2 protein-coding genes and 1 pseudogene are annotated in these 2,936 nt (G+C 37.8%); all 3 read right to left on the bottom strand.

The genetic code is table 11. The features are described 5' to 3' along the window. Positions 1 to 68 precede the first annotated feature (68 nt). Entirely contained in the window at positions 69 to 452 is a 384-nt protein-coding gene (locus ACED25_RS23140; RefSeq protein ID WP_371696235.1) for a hypothetical protein, read from the bottom strand. A 149-nt stretch (positions 453 to 601) separates the two neighbouring features. Further along, positions 602 to 1,288: a hypothetical protein gene (locus tag ACED25_RS23135; protein WP_371696234.1), complete on the bottom strand. Its 687-nt coding sequence runs from the start codon at positions 1,286 to 1,288 to the stop codon at positions 602 to 604. 389 nt (positions 1,289 to 1,677) lie between these two features. Next, positions 1,678 to 2,493 (bottom strand): annotated as a pseudogene (locus ACED25_RS23130) (MBL fold metallo-hydrolase). Positions 2,494 to 2,936 lie beyond the last annotated feature (443 nt).

The following is a 2,936-nucleotide window of genomic DNA, read 5'->3' as shown; positions in this document are numbered from 1 at the left end:
AAACTCACTCTACCTTTTACCCAGAAATCAAGCTCATCTAAGCGGAGAAGAGCCGATTTTTTTATCCGTTACGAAAAACCATTTATCACTAGAGCACCAATAAAAGTGGCTATTGCACCACCGAAGCAGCCTCCGCTGAGCGAAGCTAGAATTGCCTCCCACTTAACTCCTTGAGGAGTCCATATCAGAACCTTAAAAACGGGATTACCCGGAGCATACGCATTTTCTAACCTATGAATTAACGGTAGCGATGCTTGCCAAGTTGTAAATAAAGCTAATGAAAGAAAACTTATACTTAAAAGCACAGAGTAATATACAAATGTACCATTTTCGCCATTTGTATCAACTCCCCGCAAAAAGGCCACTTCTCCAGCCAGCATTGCTAAATACCATGGATATATCGATTTATACCAATCGACCTTTAGCTTTATATACTCCAGTTCTCTATCCATTGAGAAAGTCTCCTAAAAAATATAACGCCTGCATAACACGTTTGCTACGATACAGGCTTAGCTGAATTTTAACGCCTTAATCACTGAAACTAAAGGCAAACTGACAACGCCGAATGTAGCAAATCGTGTTGATGCATTTGTTATGCCTCTTAGTTCAAATGCTGCTCAGAGAAACCTTGAACAAACAATAACATCATTTGAACTTGAGAATGGTCATACTCATCGTATTGACCATGAGCAGCCTTATTGCGGATATGAGCAAAGCTAGTAACTTGCTTTTGAACAAGTTTAGAATAAATGTCATTCTGAGCTAGTTCAGTATTTAACGGGTCAATTGTTTTCTGAGAACCATTTGGCTTATTAATTGATATACCATGCTTTTTACTGAGTTCACGTAAACCGTCTTCTAAAACAGCGCCAATAGTAACCGCAGCTGCATCTTTATAGCCTTCTTCAAGCAAGTGCTCGCCAATTTCCAAAAAGTTAGCAAAAATCTCAGCCTGAAGTAGACCTCGAATATTTGAGATTAAATTATTTTCAACATCATGCTTTACAGATAAAACAATGCCATGAACCTGCGAAATATGACCATACCAACGACTATGAATCACATAGAAACTGTCTAGTTCCATAGCTTTTTCATAATTTTTATAATGCTGGCTTTCCTTTCCGTAAAGCTTAAGCAATAGTTGCCCCAGCCTAGTAACCCACGATGACACCTCTGACAAAGTTGTCCCCTCAAGCGCACTACTTGCAGTTGAAGCCTGCTTTACGATTATTTCACCAAGTTGCACGAGTGAATCTATTTCTGTTTTAACTATTTTATTGATATTCATTTACTTCCTCTATAATCCATTTCTGGTGGCATAACATTTTAATATCGTGCAGGCACGAATTTATGTATTCAGCATATCTCATGAACCCTATCTAACCAACTGAAAATTATACATATAATTAAGATTTAGTCTAATTTCTAGTTGAAAACCGTGCAAGCACATATTGCTTCCAATTCAAGGCATGTTATCAATCAAAAACCTCCCTTTAGTTCTCTATTATTCAATAGCTTAGAAATAGTTGAACAACATATTCGTGCGTAAGTGTGATTGAAGGTTAGTCTGTTGTGGATTAGAACATTTAGCTACATTGTTGGAACTCTGGGCATGAGGAAAAGGTATCGCTAAACTTTTAACCCAGCAGCGAAGACTAAACATTATCTGCAAAACTGTTACAGCCCTTTTATTTTATTCTTAGCTAAGTTTTCTTGTTGCTTAAGAAAAATGAAGAAGTTTGTCTCACTAACAAATGGGTTCCCATTTGCACCCTAGCTTCTCCCTATTCTCAAATAGGTAATTTTTATGCGGATGGTTCGAAAGGTTAACGCTCACAACAGGCGACTGGAGTGAAATCTTTCTAATTTTCTCCATACTACTCAAGAACTGGTCATTCATTTTTGGATCGTTGCCACTTACGCTATGGCCACCAACGATAAAAGCACGATGTTCAGCGCCTTTATCTTCGACTGTAAAGTCTAGGGAAAAGTCGCCTTCTGTGTGACCCGGTGTGAGATAGAACTTAAACTCATGACCACCAATAATCATAGAGCTATCGCTTTTTATCTCTATGTCTAGGTTTGGGGGAAGGAACTTGCTCTCACCTTTGCTTTTGTTTGATTGCTGTATAGATAACTCATGAGCGCTTTTGGTCATCACAACTTTAGAACCATACATCTTTTGAAGTAACTGAGCGCCCCCAACATGGTCAGAATGCCCATGCGCAATATGTGCGTTATTGGCTTATCTTCTAACCCTGGCTTCTCAAGGTTGATAGGAACCCACTTAGAATAAGGGGAATCAAGTGTATCAATTATCACTAATCCGTCATCTGTATCAATTGCATATGATGAAACCCATTTGTCCCCAACATAATAAACATTATCAAACATCTGAAACGGTTCTACATAACCGTTCTTATCATTCATAGTTGGAACGTCTTTACTTGAGGAAGCAAAGACCGATGCACTGAAGAGAGCACCTAATATAATTTTTTCACGAAATCACCTGCAAACACTTACTGCTTAGTTTAAGTTCTGACTTACCAAGACACTTCCTTGAGCGCTGAGTAAGTCCAAAAGTAAGCTACGATTTTGAAAGCAATTTATTGCATAATCAAGGCAAAAGGTATTCTATTTACTTTGTGAACTACCGATAGAACTACAGCGTTCGGATGGGGAAATAAATCTTTTTTGAAATGAGAGTTCTTGAATTGACTCTGTTGACTAAATTATTCTTATCAAATTTTGGGGCTATCCAAACAAACTTTGGGGCACTTTCGAGCTAGAAAGTGCCATGGGTAAAAATTCAATCTCAGAAGCTTATGGACAGAAGTTTGCCAGTTATATTACTAAATTAGGATATAACAGATTAGTTGAAGGGCTCTTCTCCGCTTAGATGAGTCTATAAATTAACAATAAAATCAATAAAGCAT

Origin of the sequence: Vibrio sp. 1F263, assembly GCF_041439035.1 — a bacterium.
Classification (GTDB): domain Bacteria; phylum Pseudomonadota; class Gammaproteobacteria; order Enterobacterales; family Vibrionaceae; genus Vibrio; species Vibrio tasmaniensis_A.
Note: the sequence above shows the minus strand (reverse complement) of the source record. Positions and strands in the feature narration are given on the sequence as shown.

Bases quoted from the DNA above. Each gene is read 5' to 3' on its own strand.
- ACED25_RS23140 (WP_371696235.1), bottom strand. From the start codon at position 452: ATGGATAGAGAACTGGAGTATATAAAGCTAAAGGTCGATTGGTATAAA.
- ACED25_RS23135 (WP_371696234.1), bottom strand. From the start codon at position 1,288: ATGAATATCAATAAAATAGTTAAAACAGAAATAGATTCACTCGTGCAA.